Genomic DNA, 940 nt, shown 5'->3' on the forward strand with positions numbered 1-940 from the left:
CGCCCGATCTGCCGGTAGAAGTGGCCGTTCTCGAAAGCCTCGTGCGCCCTGACGATGGCGGCCTTGTGGTCGCCAAGGCTGGGGAACCGCGCCGCGATCCGCAATGCGCCTTGCCAGTCACCGACGGCCGCAAGGGCCTTCAATTTCGAGAGCTTGGTTGTCATCGCCACCTCCGGTCGAGGCGGACGTTAGGGAACACGTCCGGGGTGGCAACTCCGAACATCCACCCCCTCGGCGGGGCCGGCCCATTGCATCGCAGCCGCCGCCATCATGCCGGGATAGGAACGGCTCCGAAGGCGGGAACGCTCCGGCCCCGGCGACATCCGATGCACCCGGTTCCACGCCCGCCACTCCGGGCTGCCCCGTTCCGGCTCCGGCAGGCGGTTGGTCTCGACCAGAGGCGGCAAGCCGCGCAGATACCAGCCGGTCTCCTTGTATTCGGGATGACCGAACCAAAACGGCTGCACAAGCTGGGGGCGCGGCAAGTCGGCGGGCATCCGGGCCTGCGCGAGGTCGTTCATCACCGGGTTCTCCACCGCGACGCGGCGGATCGGCGCGGACCAGCAGGCGGTGAAGACCGAGATGCCTTCCTCGAATTCCGCGATCAGGTCGGCCTGCGTCCGGCCTCTGGGCAGTTGCTTCGGCAAGGTCCAGATGCCCGGGCCGCTCATCCAGCGCCGCCCGGAGCGACAGAGCCTCGTGCATGGCGGGTGCATCACGCACAGCAGGTCCCAGCCCCAGCCCAGGATGCCGCCGCGGATATCGCAGACGATGTGCCGGTTGCTGCCATCCTCTGCAGGCTCGATGTCGCAGGACCACGCATCATGGCCGAGCGCCGCGAAGGCCCGCCGCCCGATGCCCGAGGTTTCGCAGCCGATCAGGACACGCATCGTCACCGGAGTTCGGCCCACGCAGCGATCACGGGCGAGCCGCCAAGCCG

The 940-nt window shown here is 68.9% G+C and carries 1 protein-coding gene; it reads right to left on the bottom strand.

What is annotated here, in order from left to right; genetic code table 11:
- Positions 1–188: 188 nt before the first annotated feature.
- A complete protein-coding gene (locus G5B31_RS20920) occupies positions 189–890 on the bottom strand; it encodes a hypothetical protein (RefSeq protein ID WP_165020117.1) in 702 nt (233 codons plus the stop codon).
- Positions 891–940: the final 50 nt, after the last annotated feature.

It is taken from the genome of Rhodobacter sp. SGA-6-6 (genome assembly GCF_011043545.1).
Classification (GTDB): Bacteria; Pseudomonadota; Alphaproteobacteria; order Rhodobacterales; family Rhodobacteraceae; genus Pseudogemmobacter.